Genomic DNA, 15,821 nt, shown 5'->3' with positions numbered 1-15,821 from the left:
TTTACATGACCCCGCTGCGCAGGCAATCATGTACGCTGATTATGCCGATGGTTTGATCCTCATCGACCACAAAAAGGCAGGTAATGCCATTGAAGCCGGTCGAATTCATTTTCGCAAGTGCTTCACCTGCGAGCGCCCTGGAGGTAATGGTTTGCGGATTATGGGTCATCACTTCATTGACAGGTTTCCCCAAAAGGTCTGCGCCCATATGGCGACGCAAGTCACCATCCGTTATGATTCCGACTAGCGCTTTGTCTGAATTCAGAATTCCAACACACCCGAAACTTTTAGTTGATATTTCAATCAGGGCTTCGCTCATTAACGTGTTTTCATTAACAAGCGGCATGGCGTCCCCTGTATGCATCAGATCCGCGACCTTGATTAGGGACCCTCCCAATTTGCCGCCCGGATGAAAGACACGGAATTGCTCTGCATCGAAGCCACGGCGGGAAAGGAGGGCCACGGCCAAGGCATCCCCGATCGCCAATGCCGCAGTTGTCGAGGTTGTGGGTGCTAGGCCCATCGGACAGGCTTCCGGTGCATCAGGTAACAACAATAGTGCGTCTGAGCGCCGTCCGAGGGTGCTATCTGCCTTGCCGACGATTGCGATAAGCGGGATATCGAAGCGTCTGGTATAGGCAATAATATCGCTCAGTTCCTTGGTGCCGCCAGAATTGGACAGGCACAACACGACATCATTTCTGGTGATCATTCCTAAATCGCCATGGCTGGCTTCGGCAGGGTGGACAAATTGTGCGGGCGTTCCGGTGGAGGCCAATGTTGCGGCAATCTTGCTGCCGATATGTCCGTTTTTGCCCATGCCACTAACGATCACGCGGCCCTTTGACTTGAAGATATAATCGAGGGCTTTAATAAATTCGCCGTCGAGATCGTCAAGAAGCTGTAAAAGTGCATCCGCTTCTGTTCTAAGGACTTTCCGGGCGGCCACAAGATCAGGGGAGTCTTGCTCCCTTGTCGTTACCGCTTCCTTTGAAATTGCCATTAATTGATCCGTCGTCTGTTTGCATATCCCGGTAAAGGCTCTACCAGTCAGACACGCTATCTCTGAGTTCATTAATATATAAGAAAATTACGCCTTTTTAACAAGGTTAATAGCTTTTTGTCACTCAGTCTTAGCTATGTGAGAAGATGTCTGTGTCCATCCATCCCGCAAGATCGAGTTTCGCTCTTGTCGGAAGAAACCTGAAGCATTGCTCAGCCAATTCGACGCGTCCTTCACGTATTAACATTTCGTCTAGGCGTGATTTAAGCTGGTGAAGGTATAACACATCGGAGGCGGCATACTCCATTTGCGCCTCACTCAGGTCATCTGCACCCCAGTCAGACGACTGCTGTTGCTTGGAAATGTCGATGCCAAGGATTTCCTGGCACAGATTTTTCAGCCCATGCCGATCAGTGTAGGTTCTGACGAGGCGCGACGCGATCTTCGTGCAATATACAGGCGCGCATGTCACGCCGAGATAATGTTCCATCACCGCAATGTCAAACCGGCCAAAGTGGAAGATTTTAAGCCGCTCCGGGTCTCCAAGCTGCCGCACAAGATTCGGCGCATCATAATTTTTCCCGTCAAACTTTACGAGATGAGCATTGCCATCGCCGGAAGAAAGTTGAACCAGACACAGCCGATCACGATGAGGAAGTAGCCCCATTGTCTCACTGTCCACTGCAATGGACGAACCAAGGTCGACATCGTCGGGAAGGTCACCATGATGCAGAAAAATTGCCATATTATCCTCCGGTACCGGCTAGTGTGTGAGAAGGATAGAGGCTTAACCGTAAATATATGCTAAAGCACGCGTTACAAGAAGAAAAATTGAGTGCTTTAAGGCTATATGTTGTTGAAAAACAAGAGAAAAAATCTCCACCTTCTTTTCATTGTATAACAGCAGTATTTTGGGAACACAAGGAGGGATTTAACTAACGTTTCACCGTTCTTGGAACAAGAAATCCAGCGATAAGCTTCGCCAGCACTAAAAATTCGTAATTTGAGCATTAGTTCACGCTAACCGCTGTGGCCGCGATCTGAAAATCAGTCGAGGTTTAAAGATCGCTCGAAACGATGAAAGCTTCAGCAAGTTCACTAATTGGAATGCGATCCCTCATCGATTTTTCTCTCAATAGGCGGTAGGCCTTCTCTTCAGAAATTCCTCGGGATTTTCTTAAAATGCCGATTGCTGTTTCAACTTTTCGCCGTCCTTTGAGGGTTTCATCTTGCAGCCGAATTCGGCGGCGCAGGCGGGCGATATGGTTGGAAACCTGAATGGAATTAGTGACAGCTGCAAGAACGCCAAAGTGTCGAATAGGTTTCGTGAGTATACTATGAGCATTCAGCTTATCCAGTTGAACCAGAATTTCAGGCGTCTCATAGGATATAATAGCAATGCGTGCCACATCCGCTTCTGAACTCATCCATTCATATGAATTGCTGTCTTCATCCGGGCTTAGCAGAAACAAGACCACACTAACTTCTTGCGGCAATTCGGCCGGAGCGGGCCATACCCGTTCAGCGGCACAGCCGACGCGAACCAAATGCCGTGTCAAAGCAATACCGTCCTCGTCATCGGGATGTAAGACGAGTGTTCGGGTTTTTCGCAAATTTCTCAGAATTGATATCTCTGAGTCGGTCATGTCATCCTATTAGCTACAATCAGGCGGTCATAGCTCATTAAGTAGGGATCAGGGTTAACAACATCCGGGCTGCTCCAAACTATTTTGAACGCGCCGTTTTTGTCGGACTCGCCGATCAGCCTTCTAAGAATAGTATGATTTGTATCACTGTCCAGAGAAATTCTCCCGCCGGGTACCTCAAGGGAAACGCTGGATAGAGAGCTCAGAATATCTTCGCTTGAGTCGCTCGCTGACCATTTCAATGCCTCGGAAAGCATGTGGATTTGATTGTAGGTTGTCTGTGTATAAACACTTGGTTGCCGTGATTTTCCAAATTTCGATTTATAAAGTTCCACGAATTTCTTGTTATCTGGATCCTCTTCCGAGCCAAAGTAAGAAGAGACTGTCAAATGCCCGGCGCGTGCGTTTTCCGGTAGGGTTGCCAATTCTGACTCTGTAGTCGTCAGGGAGGCAATTTGGGGCAGTTTGTGGGTGTCCGACAAATCCGAAAAGCATTCATAAAATTTCTGAATTTCACCCCCAACAAAAGTAGACAGGATAATGTCAGGCTGGCTTTCAATGGAACGAAGGGCAATGTTTCTAAATGCTTCTTTCGGTGTTCCCAGCGGGACATAATCTTTAGTAACAAATGAGCCACCACTTTCAGTTAAAAACTCGGCGACTATTCGATTGATTTCACGGGCGAACAGAGTATCCGTTCCAATAAGGACGGCTTTTTTCTGACCTTTGGAAAATAAATACTCCAATAGTGGAATGATCATCTGGTTTGGCGTAGCGCCACCGTAAATCACATTTGGTGAATATTCGAACCCCTCATAGACTGACGGGTAGAAGAGCACGCCATTGAATCTTTCCACGATTGGCAATACACGCTTTCGGCTTGAGGAGAGACAGCATCCGAAAATAACATTGACGTTATGGCGCAATAGCAATTCTGTTGTCATTCGCGCGTATGTCGACGCATCACTCTTCGGGTCAAGAATTATCGGATCAAGCAGCCGATCGTTGATACCGCCCGCGTTGTTGATTTCCTCACAGGCAAGAAGAATTCCTTGCAGATGCGCAGTTTCGGTTACTGCCATTGTCCCTGATTGCGAGAACAGGACTCCAAAGCTGAACGGCCTCTGTTTCATATATCCATCCTATCAAGGATTAATGGCCAAATCCAATTGACGCGCTGCATTGAACAGTTTCTCATCGTCTCCGGCTCGCCCCATTAACATCATGCCGACCGGCAGGCCTGCGTGGGATAGCCCGCAAGGGATAGAGAGGCATGGCAAACCGGCCAAGTTGCCGAGCCAGCAAAACCACGTCATGCTATCCTGGCTTGTCACTCGCAAATTTCCAAATTCCTGCCAGTCTTCACCAAGTTTTGGCGCGGTGACGGGGAGGGTCGGCAAAACCAGAGCATCCGCATTTTTCAATAGTTCATCTATTGCACGGCAAAACTCAGTTCGCAATTGTTGTGCTTTTAATAACTCGGTCGCCGACAGCAATTTTCCAGCCTCAAGATGTGATCGGGTGATCGCGCTATATCCGGACGGATCGTTGGCAAGCTGTTCGGCATGAAAGCTCGTGGCTTCGGCGTGAAGGATTGCCTCCCACGCCGCGAAGTAGGAGCCGAGATCCGGGATTTCGCCTGTATTTACTTCAGCAAAGGCTTGAACCTGCTGCAGGGCATGATTGAGCGTTGCATTGACTTCCTCGCTTCGTTCCAGTCCGGCGCCAACAAGATTTACCAGCTTTGGGTGCTCGATAGTTTTACCGGCTGTGTAGGGTTTGGAATGGATCGTGGTTCCATCTGCCTGATCAGCGCCAATAAAATACGGAAGTAGGAGTTCAAGGTCATGTAATGTAGTGGCCATCAGTCCCGGCGCATCCAATGACCAGGATAACGGCAATACTCCATGCCGTGATGCACGGCCATAGCTTGGCTTAAATCCATAAATCCCGCAGGCCCCGGAAGGAATGCGGACAGATCCACCGGTATCGCTTCCTAAGGCAGCAGGTACAATTCCGGCGGCAACCAACGCCGCGGAGCCACCGCTGCTTCCCCCGGTTATATGCTCGACGTTATGGGGGTTCCTTGTCGGGCCAATACTGGACGTTCCATTTGTTGCGCCATATGCCCATTCATGCATGTTTGTCTTGGCAAAAATTATGGCACCTGCAGACCGAAGTTTTTCCACAACCGATGAATCTACGTTTTCCGGATATACGGGTGCCGCGTTTGAACAGGCCGTCGTGGGATAATCTTTCGTCCAAAAGTTATCTTTTACAGCGATGCAAACACCATCAATCTCGCTCAAAAGGTTTCCTGATTTCCGGCGTACATCCGACGCTTCAGCCTGCTGGCGAACAATTTCCGGATCCAGTGACACAATCGCATTCAGGACAGTCTGATCAGCAGCCAACTTAAGCGCGACGTTCGCTAATTCCATTGCTGAAACATCGCCAGCCGCCATTGCCTTGGACTGAGAGCTGACAGTCCAGTTCTTCTCAACGCTCAACTCTTTTCTCACTAAACGCCTCCGGATTAAAGATATGAGACGGCTCCAGATCTGGATCGCATTTTTTTGCTAGCCCTTCTGTAATTCTCTTGAGGGTCGCCTCGATATGATGCTTTTGCTGTTCGGATAAAGGTACTTTCTGCGTCATGTCACACCCCAAGCAACTCTTGCTGCAGAGCCTTGTCCTTACGCAGGTTTTCCCGGTCAGTTTCCAGACGGATAGTACCTCTCTCCATGACATAGGCTCTTTCAGCAATGGACAGGCAGAAATCTAAATCCTGTTCAGCGACAAGCATGGAAATGCCCCGTTCCTTGTTTATTCGAAGGAGTGTTCCGGCAATTTCATCAATTATTGAGGGCTGAACGCCTTCCGTTGGTTCGTCCAGCAACAATATACAGGGGTCTGCCGCCAGTGCGCGTGCTAAAGCAAGGACTTGCTGCTGTCCGCCGGACAGGCCACCTGCCAACGCTGTTGCTTTCGGCCTGAGGAGTGGAAATTCCTCCAACGCTTCCTCGACCGCCATAGTGGCATTCTTGCCATTGGTGGCCGCCGCGACAGCAATGTTCTCGGTAACGGACATGCGGGGAAACACAAACCGCCCTTGCGGTACATATCCCAAACCGGCCCTGGCGCGGCCAAATGTTGTGTTCGGGGCCGGGCATCCAGCTATTTCCACTTTGCCTTTCTTTGCCGGAATAATGGCGGTCATATATTTCATTAATGTCGATTTGCCGACGCCGTTACGCCCAAGGAGCGCGACAATCTCGCCTTCCCGAACATTAAGGCTTACATCATGAATAATGATGGTTTTCCCGTACCCGCCTGTCGCGTTAGATACTTTGAACATGTGCGCGCCTCCCCAAATAGATATCCAGAACTCGGTCATCGGCTCGCAATTTTACGATATCGCCCTTCGCAAAAAACGCACCTTGGTGAAGGACGGTCACCATTCCTTCCAGAGTGCGTACAAATTCCATGTCATGCTCTACTACCAGGACCGTTGTTTTCTTCGCGAGAATTCTAACCAGGTGAGATAGTTCGCGGGTTTCCTCATTTGTCATCCCGGCAGCGGGTTCGTCGAATAGAATCGTTCGCGGAGTCAGGCAGAGCACCATGCCGATATCCAGCCATTGCTGCTGCCCGTGAGACAGGGCGGATGCTTCCACATTTCCCTGCTCATGCATGCCCAGCATGGTCAGGATCTGATTGGCGATCTGATTGGCCTTATTCTTGTCGCGGGTCATCGAAAAGGCGGCGGTCCATAAATTTTCGAATATGGACAATTCACCAAATACCTGAGGTTTTTGGTTTTTAACTCCCAACCCTTTGGCAACGCATTGGAAAATAGGCGAATGCGAGACGTTTTCGCCGCCGAGCAGAACGTCACCGGAATCCGGTGGGTACATGCCAACGCAGACTTTAAGGAAGGAACTTTTTCCAGCGCCATTCGGACCAATAACGGAATGGGGGAGGCCTGGCTCAAATTTCAGGGATACGTTGTTGACAGGAATGACGCCGCCAAATGCCTTGGTAGCATTTTTTGTCTCCAGGGACTTTGGCGGGCCTGCCGCTATTTCCGCATCTGCAAGAATATTCTCCACTACCGAGGCATCTATTGTCACAGGCTTGATGGAGTTTACGGCTCGATTGCGATCTGGAAGAAAACGGAGCCATAAGCTATTCAGCGCACCAAGAATACCATTTTTCAGGAAGACCACGAGGACAATCAGTACCAACCCTAATATTAATGTGGTCTGTCCACTGATGGCGCCACCACCAAGCCAGAACGACAATCCACCGATAAGCACAGATCCAATAAAAGCACCTGACAAGGTTCCGGCGCCGCCGACCAAAACATATATCGGCACCATCAATGCTTCTTGTACTGAGAAAATCGACGGGTTGAGGTAATTTGACCAGGCCGCGAACAAGGCGCCTGCAATGCCGGCGATTGCACCGGCAATCATAAAATTCTGAAGTTGATATTTCCGGATATCGTAGCCGAGCAATTCAGTCTTTTCCCCGTCAATCCGTATGCAGTCTATTACCCTACCGAAAGGGCCGCTCATAAGCATGCGAACGGCAAAATATATGACAGCAGAAATAACAACCACAGTTGCAAACATAGCGTTTGGCTCGAGCGCGGCTGCATCCTTTCCAAATGCCAATATCATGCCGGGAATATTGGCCATGCCGTTGTCACCCCCAATTTTGGCCTCGCCGATGGTAATTTTGAAGGACTGCGACAACGTCCATAGCAGGATAGTGAATGTGTAGGTGAGAATTGTCGTCTGAAGAGGTCCGGTGCGGGCGTAGAATATCAGATACCCGATCACAGCCGCAGACAGCGCACCGCAAACCGCCCCTGTTGGCAACGCCCAGATAAGGCTGTTGCCAGTAAGGTCGGAGAAGTTGATGGCGACAACTGAGCCAAAATACCCGCCTAATCCGTAAAAGGCGGTTTGACCGAGACTCAGGACACCGCCGCGGCCCCATACCAAATCAAGGCTCATACCCAGAAGGCCATATATTACCCACAAGGACGCGACATACGCCAAATAGGGGTCAAGCAGGCCGGAGATGCCAAGCGCGATGACAACTGCGATAGCGGGCGCTGAAATGCCGATTGACCCATGAATTTTTTCGGCGGTAGTTAGATTGTGTTTCATAGTTGCCCCCTAAAGCTTCATACGCCACTTGGCGGAAACCCCCAGAGGGTATAGCCGTAGCAGGACAACAGTCAGGATGAAGAAGAAAAGGTCGCCAGCAACTGATGTCATGAAGCTGGCAACAATGCTGGCACCGGTACCTACGCCGATAGCGGCCAGAGCACTGCCTGCAAGAGTAACCGGCCCGGCAATGACAACCGTCAAAAATGCCTTGATCACAAATGCAAAGCCCATAGAGGGGGTTGCGGGAACAATAGGGAGGAGGATTGCTCCCGCAAACCCGGCCAGTCCGCAACCAATGGCGAACGTCAGTGTATTTGTTCGGGCGGAATCAATTCCTATTGCCCGCGCCATATCAGGCACCTGAATGGCAGCGCGTGCCTTCATACCGTAGACAGTCCGTGTAAGAAGGACATATATGCCTGCAAGCATTACGACGGCAACGAGAATCATAAATATTGGATATGCCGCCAGAGTGTAGTCTCCGACGTTGAAGTTAATTTGGGGCATGCCAATTCCCGGAGAAACCGAGCCAAAGATCAACACCGCGCCTTGATAGAGAGCCAAGCTTAGTCCCCAGGTGGCCAGCATTGTGTCAAACAGTCTTCCGTACAGGCGCCTAATAATGATTATTTCCACGAGCGCGCCGAAGATCATTGTCACCAGCACTGCAACCGGAATAGCTAGAATAAAGGGGATGCCCAACTGCGTGGCGGTGAGCGCAGAGTAGGCGCCCATCATGATAAACTCACCATGCGCCAAGTTAATCACGCCCATCAAGCCGAACACTACAGCCAGTCCTAGTGTCGCGATCAATAAGATTGATGCACTCGAGAGCGATGAAATTAATACCGTCGCAAAATAATCCATTTTCTTTTCCGATGAATATGGAGTGCCGCGGATTGTCGCGGCACTCCCTTAAAAAATCAGCTTTCAGGTGTGAAATGCTCTGCCAACCCAGGATCTTTAACCAGGTTGCATTTGTCCGCTTCGAATACGGCCGGTACGTCCGTAAACGTAACCAGGATATCGAAGCCGTGATCCTCATTACCTTCTGCAATGTAGATGTTCTGGTTCAAATGGTGGGATTTGGAGTCCAAGGACACCTTACCATTCGGAGCGTCAAAGGTTAGGCCGCTCTCCAAGGCGTTAATGACAGCTTCGGTCTCCGAAGAATTTGCCTTGTTTACAGCCAATGCCCACAGGTGAACGGCATTCCAGACGTCCACTGCGCCGGAAACGATAGGCGTATCCGTGCCGTACTTAGCCTGCCATTTTTTTACGAATTCGGCGTTCTGGTCGTTCGCCACTTCCATGAAGTAACCGGCGCTTGCAATTATGCCTTTGCCAGCCTGAGGCGAGACAACGACTTGTTGGTTGCCCGAACCATAGTTGGTGGAAACAATTCCAATGCGGTCTTTCAGGCCAGCGGCTGCGAACTGTTCAAGAAAGCCGGTTTGGTTGGCGCCGACCGGCAGGGCCACGACGAAATCCGGCTTTGCCGCCTGGATTTTTTGAAGGGTTGGCGCGTAATCAGAAACGGTGAGGGGCAGAAAATCTTCTCCAACAACCTCGCCGCCGTTCCGTGTTGCATATTCATGGACCCAATGGGCAGAAATCGTTCCAAAGTTGTAATCTGGTGCCATAATGTAAATTTTCGGCCCATATGTGCTTACGCCCCATTCGATCAATTTGGACATTTGCTGTGAGGCCGATGATCCGGTCACGAAGGTTACCTTGTCGCAAGCGCCGCCCTCATAGAGGGAAGAATAGAAATAGGGGATGTTGGCTTTGCGTACGATGGGCCGGATGGCTTCGCGGGAAGAGCTCGTCAAGCCAGCGAAGAGCGCGGTGATCTTGTCCCGGAGAATGGCCGTGTTGGCAAACTGGGTATATTTACTGAGTTCGGACTGTGCGTCATACGAGATGACTTCGATGGGTTCGCCCAACACGCCACCGTTAGCATTGATTTCCTCAACAGCCAATTGCAGGGCATTGTTCTGTTGAATGCCATATATGTTCAGACCGCCGGTCAGGTCAAAAATTGCGCCAATCTTGGTGCCGGCAACTGCGGTCCCCATAGATAGGCTTGCCGTGAGCGCGAGTGCGCATACTCCTGATAGAATTGTTCTCATTAACCACGTCCTCCTGTTAATTTGGACGCGACCGAACACAAAAACAAAAAAAGCGACAAGCATCACCCAATTGAATGGTGTTCAGCTACGTCGCTTACAATTTTCTACGCTTCAATGCGTGTAATAAAGCTATCATAGGATTAGATTATGTCAAGGGAGTTTTGTATTACGAAATTCTATATTAAGTTTACCTCTTATTGTTTGCATAAATTTCTGCATTCCAGCTTTCCTCCATCAACACAGTTACGTCGGGAATCCGTCGATCTACATTAGAAATTTCGTGAGCCTAAACATACGCATATATAGTTCAAATATAACAACAAACACCTAATTAGTGTATTCTCAGATAAAAAAATCCCCGCACGATGGCGTCCGGGGATTAGGTCGTTAGCGTTCTTTATTCAACTTTGTGGGTCGCGGGATCAAAATTTGGATCGTATTCAGGGTAATCGCGGTTGAAGTCGAAGTTTTCTGTAATAATTTTAATTTCATTATGGAGAAAAATACGTAAAACGGAGTCAATTGCCGTTCGGAAGGCCGGTTCCACCCAGCCAGCATCGACATGATATCCTTCGCCAGCAAAGTAAAGTTTTGAGTTTTTGCTGTAATGCTGGTTATACATCATCGGCGTTTGTGTGCTTTTCCAGGTCCGTTGATCATAGAGCCGCGCTGCGCCTTTAAAGTTCTTTTGCAATTCCCAATGATGGACCCAGCCTTTGTAATTGATGTTGCCAAACTGGTCCTTGGTATGTTTGACATAATTCGAAATTTTATGTCCGCCCATATTCTTGCAGTTATCCAGCATCCGGTCCGCTTCCTTGACCGCGAGATTGATCAGTTCCTGATCATCGTAACCAACGAGTTTTGTCGCGTCGCGCCACCAAGTATAACTCAGTAGCAGAATGCCAGTTTGTTTATCTTTGGTGCCTTTGTTAATTTTGACTCCATAGGTATCCCGGATAAAGGTTTCACTCTCAATAATCTGCGGGATCGGGCATTTGGGATCCTCCCAATAAGCCTGATTTAACTCAACAAATACCTTTACGCAGGGTTCCCAATGAGCTTGGGCCAGATAGGCCTGCAGATCATACGGCCATTCGGTTTCGGGATTGAAACCACTTACCTCAATTTCCGTCCCGAACTGGTGGGTTGGCACAGTAATAATGACGGCGTCATATTCTTGGGCTTCAAAATTGAAGTTAAGTGATTTATCGATACCATATTTCACATGCAGCTTGACTTTTCCATTACTCAATTTCTCGATTTTGGAAACCGGGCTATCAAAAAACAGGTGCAACCCGTTGCCTCCCGGTTCTTGCGAGAGAGCGCCTTCGAGATGTTTTCCATAAAGCGCGGGCGTTTTACTCTTTCCACCAATAGGCCCGAAAAGGAGGCATTCTGTAATCGTCGATGTTCCGAGATAATTTGGTGTCGCAATTTGTCCGCTAAGGCTATCGTACACATAGGTATTCTGCCCTGGTCCACTCAAGCGGTTTCCCTCTTCGTCAAACAGTCCTTCGATTACTTGCAGGTCTGTTCCAAAACCGTGAATAAATGTTCTATAAACATATAAGAAGCTGAGATTAAAGAAGGACCCCCATCCACCGTCGCCCGCGCCGATCACGTAAAATATCCGGGCCTCTTCTTCTGTCATTCCAAGTCCACCAAAATTGCCTTTTTTATGTTCTCCTTCGTCGTCAACTGTCGGCAAAAAAACAACATCACGAAACGTTTTATCGTAATAATTGGCGACGATTTTCTTCCAGAACACAGGCCATTCGGGCGTAGGGTAAGCCTTGCGGACCTGTTGTTTTACTTTGTTTCCCCAGTCGTCCCATTTTTTTTTAACGTTCCGCAGCTTCTCGTTTGGAGGGTCATCTTGATCCTCGTGCCAGATAAGCATCGTCCCCTTCCCGTTTGAGTTGGTTTCCTGATAGTCTCGACTGCGTGTTTCTGCCCCTTCTTCTTTGGCTTCTTCTTTGGTGTCTGGTTTAAGCGAACCCTCATTATAATATATCCCCGTTTTCGCAATTCTTGATCCGGGGTTGGGAAATTCACCGGTCGATATTTGGAACTTGTTCAGGTAGTAAGACAATATGGAGCAGCCGCTCAGAATTTCTGCGCGCCTTTCCGATAGAGTTGGGTTGTCTTTTTTCTTTGTCTCATCAATAAACGGCGGCATTCTCATGGCGCCTGCATCCATCGCGGAGAATTGTTCCTCTCCGTAATCCGGAGCGAGCGTTTTGGTCCAGAATCGCCCGCCATACCGGTTGCTTGCCTCATATAAATGAATATTCTTCAACCCACTGCGAGCTAACTCATGGGCAGCTGTCAACCCGGCAGGCCCCGCTCCGATAATCGCAACTTTGATCGGGGATTCGCTGGCGTCACCAATTCCGCTTTTTGAGCTATCAAGCAGCTTCCTGTAGTTGAAATTCCGATCGGCTGGCCCGGGATAGGTAGCGCACCATGCCTTGCTGGTCGAGCGGCCAGTCGCAAGCGTGAGGCCGCTTTCTGAGCTTCTACCCGATTCGCTAACTTCTTCTTTCCTCTCCGACATATAGGTATTTCCTTTCTAATATTAAGTTCAATACTTGAATAGCCTGCAGTTATTTTGTGTATCGGCTAATAAACGATTAGAAATATGGGTTGTGATTATTTAGATTATTATTTGACCATTACCATCGGAGTAAGTCGTGGCCTGCTATATTTTTTGTGAGGTCCGGTTAAAAAGGGAAAGAGCCCTTAGAGTAATTTTGTAAACGAAAGGAGAGGCAAGGCAGTCGAGCCACGCGGTGCGTTGGGAATAACGGCCTTATCGGCCTGGCCGGCATCCACGCGTGCCGGATTAACAGGCAAAACCTGCCAACTTTCTAGTTAGTAAAGGGGGATGGTGCCCAGGAGAAGACTCGAACTTCCACTTCCATACAGAAACTAGCACCTGAAGCTAGCGCGTCTACCAATTCCGCCACCTGGGCAACTTGTTGTCGCCTCTGATATAAAGCGCATGGCCGGATGTCAACAAACTTCGTCAAAAGAAATGAAGAATTTTGCTGTTTGCTCTTGGCGTTGTTGTCCTAAGCAGGTAGATAATGGCTCCAATCTATATGAATTGGGCGCAAGGTTGATGTTGCCCGCGAGCAGAGGAACAAAGGAATGTCGGATCATTTGATTACCATTTTTGGAGGTTCCGGTTTCATCGGCCGTCATCTGGTGGGACGTTTGGCAGCGAAAGGCTATCAAATTCGTCTTGCGGTGCGGGATCCGGAAAGTGCGACTCAGCTGATGACACAGGGTGTTGTTGGCCAGATAGTCGGCTTCAAGACTAACGTCCGGGATCAGCGTTCCGTTGAACGCGCGGTCAAGGGCGCGGACATCGTGATCAATCTTGTGGGCATCCTATATGAGAAGGGTGCGCAGAATTTTGGCCGGCTGCATGTAGATGCGGCGGAAAGGGTTGCTGCTGTTGCAAAAGCGGCTGGCGTAAAGCAGCTCATTCATATGTCAGCGCTTGGTGCGCGAAAAGATCACGAGGCAGCTTACGCGCGCAGTAAGGCAGTTGGTGAGGAGCTTGCCGCAGCGGAATTCTCGGGAGCGACTATCCTCCGTCCGTCAGTTGTGTTCGGTCGTGATGATGATTTTTTCAACCGCTTTGCAAGTATATTGTCCTTGGCGCCTGTCTTTCCGTTGGCGGATGGCGGGAAAATGAAAATGCAGCCAATTTGGGTAGAGGACCTGGCAGACGCAATCGTCCGCATTATTGACACACCTTCACAGCAGGGGAAAACCTGGGAACTGACAGGACCGGATGTTTATAGTTTCAAGGAGCTCTTGGAAAAGGTGCTGCGTTTTACAAAGCGCAAATGTATCTTGTTGCCCGTGCCTTCTGGCGTGATGTCGATCATGGCGAGCTTTATGGCGCTTGCTCCGGGTCGCCCGCAATTGACGCCGGACCAGGTGAAGCTATTAAAGTCTGACAATGTGGCGAGTGGTAATTTCCCGAATCTTCAGGACCTCGGTATTCAGGCGGCCACTATCGATGCGATAGTGCCTGAATATCTACGACGGTATCGACGGAGTGGCGGCGTAAAATAAATCAAGGCAAAAAGGTCCGATCCGGACTTAAAATATTGCATGTATCTATAAATCGCCATAATATGCAAAAAAATAAATAAATACTATCTTTATTATGTCAGTACTAGTGACCTAAATTGATTTTTTTTCTGGCATTTCCCAGATAATTAGGCTATTCAAAATTCGCATCTGGTAGATGCATGCGGTTCCTTGTCTTTTTTACAGGCGATGGTGAGCCCTTACGGGTCTGTATCCGCTTCTTTTTGTAACTTGAACAACGCAGTTAGTGTTATTGCCCGGCCTAGTTTTAGAGGTTCGGAACGGGAAAGCCTGATGACTGAAAAAATGCTGAAATTTGTTTCGCTGGAAAAGAAAATGCCAACGAAGCGTGCGGCGGATACGCGGCGCCAGGATTTCGACGAGATATATGACGAGTTTGATAACGATCGGGCAACCGAGCAAGCAAGCCGTTGCTCACAATGCGGCATACCCTATTGTCAGGTACACTGCCCGGTTCAGAATAATATTCCGGACTGGTTGATGATGACAGCCGCCGGGCGTCTGGAAGAGGCGTATGAAGTCAGTCAGGCGACAAATAATTTTCCGGAAATTTGTGGACGCATCTGCCCTCAAGATCGGCTTTGTGAGGGGTCCTGTGTCATTGAAAAAGGTTTCGAGTCGGTCACGATCGGTGCCGTTGAAAAGTATATTACTGATACAGCCTGGGAAAAGGGCTGGGTTAAACCAACAGTTCCGAGCGTGGAACGCGAACAAACTGTCGGGATTATTGGCGCTGGTCCGGGCGGCCTTGCCGCCGCAGATCAAATGCGCAAAATGGGCTACCAGGTACATGTCTATGATCGGTATGACCGGGTTGGCGGACTGATGATCTATGGTATTCCGAGCTTTAAGCTGGAAAAGGAAGTCGTCGAGAAAAGGGCCAAGCTGCTGAAGGATAGTGGCGTAACTTTTCACTTAAATTTCGAAGTGGGGCGCGAGGCGACACTTACCGACCTCCGGGCAAAGCATGATGCAGTCATTATTGCGACAGGCGTTTACAAGTCACGGGATATTTCGGTGCCCGGTAGTGGTCTCGACGGAATTGTGCCGGCACTTGAATATTTGACGGCGTCAAATCGAAAGGGGCTTGGTGATTCTGTCCCGGCGTTCGAGAATGGGACCCTGAACGCTTCGGGCAAGAATGTCGTTGTAATTGGCGGTGGTGACACGGCAATGGACTGTGTCCGCACGGCGGTCCGGCAGGGGGCGAAATCTGTTAAGTGCCTGTATCGCCGCGACCGTAAGAATATGCCGGGCTCGCTTCGCGAGGTTGGAAATGCGGAAGAGGAGGGCGTAGAGTTTGTTTGGCTCTCCGCACCGAAAGCCTTTCTTGGCGATGGCCGGATAACTGGTGTCAAAGCGATCGACATGCATTTGGGTATTGCTGATTCTACCGGTCGTCAGGTGCCAGTAGAGATAGAAGGGTCGGAGCATGATATTCCCTGTGATCTTGCGATCAAGGCACTGGGTTTTGATGCAGAAGATATTCCGCAGCTTTTTGATGAGCCGGGACTGGAGGTTTCTCGTTGGGGCACCGTGTCGGTAAACTTCAAGACTTCGATGACTAATCTTGAAGGGGTATTCGGCATTGGAGATATCGTTCGTGGGGCCTCCCTGGTGGTCTGGGCTATTCGGGACGGCCGGGATGCGGCAGAGTCTGTGCATCGCTACCTCGCGGAAAAGCTAATCAGTGAACAAACTGAGCTGGCGTCGTAACGGATTG

General features: G+C 49.4%; 13 protein-coding genes and 1 tRNA gene. 2 read left to right on the top strand and 12 right to left on the bottom strand.

Annotated features, from left to right (window positions below; all coding sequences use genetic code 11):
- Position 1 precedes the first annotated feature (1 nt).
- The 12 genes from GQE98_RS02765 to GQE98_RS02710 all read right to left on the bottom strand — a co-directional run bounded on the left by GQE98_RS02765 (position 2) and on the right by GQE98_RS02710 (position 12,942).
- Positions 2 to 1,003, bottom strand: a complete 1,002-nt coding sequence (locus tag GQE98_RS02765) for a KpsF/GutQ family sugar-phosphate isomerase (RefSeq protein WP_161314008.1) — start codon at positions 1,001 to 1,003, stop codon at positions 2 to 4.
- Between the two features lie 130 nt (positions 1,004 to 1,133).
- Positions 1,134 to 1,748, bottom strand: a complete 615-nt coding sequence (locus GQE98_RS02760) for a ribonuclease D (protein ID WP_161314007.1) — start codon at positions 1,746 to 1,748, stop codon at positions 1,134 to 1,136.
- 313 nt (positions 1,749 to 2,061) lie between these two features.
- Positions 2,062 to 2,649 carry an ANTAR domain-containing response regulator gene (locus GQE98_RS02755; RefSeq protein ID WP_161314006.1) on the bottom strand — a complete coding sequence of 196 codons (588 nt, stop codon included), beginning with the start codon at positions 2,647 to 2,649 and terminating at the stop codon, positions 2,062 to 2,064.
- A complete protein-coding gene (locus tag GQE98_RS02750; RefSeq protein ID WP_161314005.1) occupies positions 2,646 to 3,782 on the bottom strand; it encodes a transporter substrate-binding domain-containing protein in 1,137 nt (378 codons plus the stop codon). Before GQE98_RS02750 ends, GQE98_RS02755 begins: the two co-directional genes overlap by 4 nt.
- A gap of 12 nt (positions 3,783 to 3,794) precedes the next feature.
- Positions 3,795 to 5,171: an amidase family protein gene (locus GQE98_RS02745; protein ID WP_202526046.1), complete on the bottom strand. Its 1,377-nt coding sequence runs from the start codon at positions 5,169 to 5,171 to the stop codon at positions 3,795 to 3,797.
- Positions 5,149 to 5,307, bottom strand: a complete 159-nt coding sequence (locus GQE98_RS02740; protein WP_161314004.1) for a hypothetical protein — start codon at positions 5,305 to 5,307, stop codon at positions 5,149 to 5,151. The genes GQE98_RS02745 and GQE98_RS02740 overlap by 23 nt, the downstream gene beginning before the upstream one ends.
- Position 5,308: 1 nt before the next feature.
- A complete protein-coding gene (locus tag GQE98_RS02735; RefSeq protein WP_161314003.1) occupies positions 5,309 to 6,007 on the bottom strand; it encodes an ABC transporter ATP-binding protein in 699 nt (232 codons plus the stop codon).
- Positions 5,991 to 7,829, bottom strand: a complete 1,839-nt coding sequence (locus tag GQE98_RS02730; RefSeq protein WP_161314002.1) for an ABC transporter permease subunit — start codon at positions 7,827 to 7,829, stop codon at positions 5,991 to 5,993. The genes GQE98_RS02735 and GQE98_RS02730 overlap by 17 nt, the downstream gene beginning before the upstream one ends.
- 9 nt (positions 7,830 to 7,838) lie before the next feature.
- A complete protein-coding gene (locus GQE98_RS02725) occupies positions 7,839 to 8,699 on the bottom strand; it encodes an ABC transporter permease subunit (protein WP_161314001.1) in 861 nt (286 codons plus the stop codon).
- Between the two features lie 56 nt (positions 8,700 to 8,755).
- Complete coding sequence (locus GQE98_RS02720; protein ID WP_161314000.1) at positions 8,756 to 9,964, bottom strand: urea ABC transporter substrate-binding protein; 1,209 nt, start codon at positions 9,962 to 9,964, stop codon at positions 8,756 to 8,758.
- Between the two features lie 397 nt (positions 9,965 to 10,361).
- Positions 10,362 to 12,524: an FAD-dependent oxidoreductase gene (locus tag GQE98_RS02715; RefSeq protein ID WP_161313999.1), complete on the bottom strand. Its 2,163-nt coding sequence runs from the start codon at positions 12,522 to 12,524 to the stop codon at positions 10,362 to 10,364.
- A 331-nt stretch (positions 12,525 to 12,855) separates the two neighbouring features.
- Positions 12,856 to 12,942 (bottom strand) — tRNA-Leu (locus GQE98_RS02710).
- Positions 12,943 to 13,120: 178 nt separating this feature from the next.
- Between GQE98_RS02710 and GQE98_RS02705 the strand changes: the two genes are divergently transcribed.
- Positions 13,121 to 14,059, top strand: coding sequence for a complex I NDUFA9 subunit family protein (locus GQE98_RS02705; protein WP_161313998.1), 939 nt, complete (start codon positions 13,121 to 13,123; stop codon positions 14,057 to 14,059).
- 312 nt (positions 14,060 to 14,371) lie between these two features.
- Complete coding sequence (locus GQE98_RS02700; protein ID WP_161313997.1) at positions 14,372 to 15,814, top strand: NAD(P)-dependent oxidoreductase; 1,443 nt, start codon at positions 14,372 to 14,374, stop codon at positions 15,812 to 15,814.
- Positions 15,815 to 15,821: the final 7 nt, after the last annotated feature.

Source organism: Sneathiella litorea (assembly GCF_009882915.1).
GTDB classification, from domain to species: Bacteria; Pseudomonadota; Alphaproteobacteria; order Sneathiellales; family Sneathiellaceae; genus Sneathiella; species Sneathiella litorea.
The sequence above is the reverse complement of the archived record's forward strand: the minus strand, read 5'-3'. Positions and strand labels throughout refer to the sequence as shown.

Coding starts and splice junctions, on each gene's coding strand:
- GQE98_RS02740 (WP_161314004.1), bottom strand. CDS start 5,307: ATGACGCAGAAAGTACCTTTATCCGAACAGCAAAAGCATCATATCGAG.
- GQE98_RS02715 (WP_161313999.1), bottom strand. CDS start 12,524: ATGTCGGAGAGGAAAGAAGAAGTTAGCGAATCGGGTAGAAGCTCAGAA.
- GQE98_RS02755 (WP_161314006.1), bottom strand. CDS start 2,649: ATGACCGACTCAGAGATATCAATTCTGAGAAATTTGCGAAAAACCCGA.
- GQE98_RS02750 (WP_161314005.1), bottom strand. CDS start 3,782: ATGAAACAGAGGCCGTTCAGCTTTGGAGTCCTGTTCTCGCAATCAGGG.
- GQE98_RS02765 (WP_161314008.1), bottom strand. CDS start 1,003: ATGGCAATTTCAAAGGAAGCGGTAACGACAAGGGAGCAAGACTCCCCT.
- GQE98_RS02705 (WP_161313998.1), top strand. CDS start 13,121: ATGTCGGATCATTTGATTACCATTTTTGGAGGTTCCGGTTTCATCGGC.
- GQE98_RS02760 (WP_161314007.1), bottom strand. CDS start 1,748: ATGGCAATTTTTCTGCATCATGGTGACCTTCCCGACGATGTCGACCTT.
- GQE98_RS02730 (WP_161314002.1), bottom strand. CDS start 7,829: ATGAAACACAATCTAACTACCGCCGAAAAAATTCATGGGTCAATCGGC.
- GQE98_RS02735 (WP_161314003.1), bottom strand. CDS start 6,007: ATGTTCAAAGTATCTAACGCGACAGGCGGGTACGGGAAAACCATCATT.
- GQE98_RS02725 (WP_161314001.1), bottom strand. CDS start 8,699: ATGGATTATTTTGCGACGGTATTAATTTCATCGCTCTCGAGTGCATCA.
- GQE98_RS02720 (WP_161314000.1), bottom strand. CDS start 9,964: ATGAGAACAATTCTATCAGGAGTATGCGCACTCGCGCTCACGGCAAGC.
- GQE98_RS02700 (WP_161313997.1), top strand. CDS start 14,372: ATGACTGAAAAAATGCTGAAATTTGTTTCGCTGGAAAAGAAAATGCCA.